This window comes from Kitasatospora sp. NPDC093558 (assembly GCF_040683475.1).
Lineage (GTDB): Bacteria > Actinomycetota > Actinomycetes > Streptomycetales > Streptomycetaceae > Kitasatospora.
The window spans coordinates 1-3,255 of the sequence record NZ_JBFBDY010000673.1; the positions used below are offsets into that span (position 1 = coordinate 1).

Sequence of the window (3,255 nt, forward strand, 5' to 3'; positions counted from 1 at the left end):
GCCCCAGGCCCGCCGGGGTTCCCCGGTGCGGGCACGGCTCAGGCCGCGCCCGCACCGGTGAGGGCACGCACCTCCAGCTCGGCGAAGCGGTCCGAGTCGGCCGGTTCGGGCGAGGTGAGCGTCCCGATCCAGCCGGCCAGGAAGCCGAGCGGGATGGAGATGATGCCGGGGTTCTCCAGCGGGAACCAGTGGAAGTCGACGCCGGGGAAGAGCGCGACCTTGGTGCCGGAGACGACCGGCGAGAAGGTGACGAGCACGATGGCCGGGACGAGCCCGCCGTACACCGACCAGACCGCGCCGCGGGCGGTGAAGCGCCGCCAGAACAGCGTGTAGAGCAGCACCGGCAGGTTGGCGGAGGCGGCGACGGCGAAGGCCAGGCCGACCAGGAAGGCGACGTTGAGCTGCTGGGCGAAGAGGCTGATCGCGATGGCCGCGGCGCCGATGCCGACGGCGGCGATCCGCGCGACGACGACCTCCTGGCGGTCGCTCACGGGCTCCACGTCCCGCAGCGCCGCGTCGCCCGTGCGCCGGCGCAGCGACCAGCCGCGGAAGGCGCCGGCCCAGATGTCGTGGGCGAAGGCGGCCGAGGAGGCCAGGGTGAGCCCGGCGACGACGGCGAGGATGGTGGCGAAGGCGATCGCGGAGATCAGTGCGAACAGGACCACCCCGCCAGTGCTGCCGTTGCCGCCGCCGAGCACCAGGGCGAGCAGCGGGACGGCGGTGTTCCCGGCCGAGTTGGCGTGCCGCACCTCGGTCGAGCCGACCAGGGCGGTGGCGCCGAGGCCGAGCGCGATGGCCATCAGGTAGAAGCCGCCGACCAGGCCGATCGCCCACATCGTGGAGCGGCGGGCGGCGCGGGCGGTGGGCACGGTGTAGAAACGGGACAGGATGTGCGGCAGGCCGGCGGTGCCGAGCACGAGGGCGAGGCCGAGGCTGAAGAAGTCGAGCCGGCTGGTGGAGGTCGCGCCGTACTTGAGCCCGGGTTCGAGGTAGCGCCGTCCGGCGCCGCTGTGCCGCGCGGCCTGGCGCATCAACTCGCCGAGATCGCCGTGGAAGTGGACCATCAGCAGGATGGTGAGCAGCACCGATCCGGCGATCAGCAGGAACGCCTTGACGATCTGGATCCAGGTGGTGGCCCGCATGCCGCCGACCGTCACGTAGACGATCATCAGGCCGCCGACCGCGACGATGGTCCAGGTCCTGGCGGACGCGCTGTTGGTGCCGAGCAGCAGGGCGACGAGCGAGCCCGCGCCGACCATCTGCGCGACGAGGTACAGCAGGGTGACGACGACGCTGGCGCCGCCGGCCGCGGCCCGCACCTTGCGCCGGCGCAGCCGCAGCGCGAGCACGTCGGCGAGGGTGTAGCGGCCGGCGTTGCGCACGAGTTCGGCGACCAGCATGAGGACGACCAGCCAGGCGACGAGGAAGCCGATGCTGTAGAGCACGCCGTCGTAGCCGTAGAGGGCGATCAGCCCGGCGACGCCGAGGAAGGAGGCGGCGGAGAGGTAGTCGCCGGAGAGCGCGAAGCCGTTCTGCAGCGGGGTGAAGTCCCGCCCGGCGGCGTAGAAGTCCTCGGCGGCGCTGCCTCGGCGGCCGACCCAGACGGTGATGGCGAGGGTGACCAGGACGATGACCGCGAAGAGCGTGATCGCGAGGTCGTGGTGGTCGCCCATGGGGGCGACGGGGGGCGGGGTGGCGATCGACGCCGCGGTGGTCATCGGAGCTGGTCCTGGGTGTCCCAGCGCAGGCCCAGCGCGGCGCGGTCGCGCTTGGTGCGGGCGTTGCGGGCGTAGAGCCAGGTGAGCAGGAAGGTGCTGGCGAACTGCAGCAGGCCGAGCAGCCAGGCGACGTTGAACGGCCCGGCCACCGGGGTGCGCATCAGGTCGGGCGCGGCGGCCTGGGCGGCGACGTACGCGAGGTACCAGGCGAGGAAGGCGCTGCTGACCGGGAAGACGAACGAACGGTAGCTGCGCCGGATGTCCTGGAAGGCCTCGCTGGCCTGGACCGTCCGGTACACCTCGGTGCTGTCGGTGGCGCCGGCCGGCGCGGCGGCGGGCACCGCGGCGGGCGCCGGGGTGGGCACGGTCGGCGCGGCAGCCGGGACGGTCGGGACGGCCGGGACGGCCGGCGCGGGCTGCGTCGGCACCGTGCGGCCCGGCCGGGTGACGGCCGACCGGGTGCCCGGGTTGGGCCGACCGGAGGCGGTGGACGCGCTCGCGGCGGCCGGAGCGGCCCACCAGTCGAATCGCTGCCCCTGCCCGGGACTGCTCGTCTGCTGCTGTGGCACTGCTGCTCCTGAACCGGCGGGCACTCTGACCCGAACCATCATGAGGGGCTCTGAGCAGCGGTTTTGACCATTGCAGATACGTTCACTCGATGAGGTGATCGATGATCCGACAGACACTCATCCGACTACTGATGCGTTCCGGTGATTCCGTGCCGAAAAGCGTACGCGACGGCCTGCGCCCGGTCCCGCACGGCGGTCTTCGCGAAGAGGTTGTTGATGTGCGTCTTCACGGTGGCCGGGCTGACGAACAGCCGCTGGGCGATCTCGGTGTTGGAGAGCCCCTCGGCGATCAGCGCCAGCACCTCGGCCTCGCGGGCGGTGAGTCCGTCGGGCAGCTCCCCCGTCCGGGCGGCGGGCTGCGCAGGGGCGTCCCCGGTGGCTGCCGGGGCGGCCTTCGGGGCCTCCGAAAGCCGTTCCAGCAGCCGGAGTTGCACCTGCGGCGAGAGCCCGGCCGCGCCCGAGCGCACGTCCGCGATGGCCCGGGCGATCTCCTCGCCGCCGGCGTCCTTGGTGAGGTAGCCGCGCGCGCCGGCCTGGAGCGCCGGGAACAGCGAGTCGTCGTCGGCGTAGGTGGTGAGGACGACGACCTCGGTCTCCGGGTGCGCCGCCCGGATCCGCCGGGTCGCCTCGACGCCGTCGACGCGCGGCATCCGCAGGTCCATCAGCACCACGTCCGGGTGATGCCGCTCCACCAGGGCGACGGCCTCCTCCCCGTCCGCCGCCGCGCCGACCACCTCGATCCCCGGCAGCAGCCCCAGCAGCATCACGATGCCCTCGCGCACCACCGTCTGGTCGTCCGCGACCAGGACCCTGGTCGTTCCCGCGCTCACGCCGGCACCCGCAGCAGCACGCGCCACCCTCCGTCCTCCGGGCCCGCCAGCAGGGTGCCGCCGAGCAGTTCCGCGCGTTCGCGCATCCCCAGCAGACCGTACCCGCTGCCGCTCGCCGCCAGTTCCCCGCGCGCGTCG

At 73.4% G+C, this 3,255-nt stretch carries 3 protein-coding genes and 1 pseudogene; all 4 read right to left on the minus strand.

The genetic code is table 11. The features are described from left to right. Positions 1–38: 38 nt before the first annotated feature. Entirely contained in the window at positions 39–1,673 is a 1,635-nt protein-coding gene (locus tag AB0O00_RS33515) for a cation acetate symporter (protein WP_363658280.1), read from the minus strand. 41 nt (positions 1,674–1,714) lie between these two features. After that, a complete protein-coding gene (locus AB0O00_RS33520; RefSeq protein WP_363658276.1) occupies positions 1,715–2,287 on the minus strand; it encodes a DUF485 domain-containing protein in 573 nt (190 codons plus the stop codon). A gap of 125 nt (positions 2,288–2,412) precedes the next feature. Further along, entirely contained in the window at positions 2,413–3,117 is a 705-nt protein-coding gene (locus AB0O00_RS33525; RefSeq protein WP_363658278.1) for a response regulator transcription factor, read from the minus strand. Further along, positions 3,114–3,255 (minus strand): annotated as a pseudogene (locus AB0O00_RS33530) (sensor histidine kinase); the annotation flags it as partial. The pseudogene AB0O00_RS33530 and the gene AB0O00_RS33525, both read right to left, overlap by 4 nt.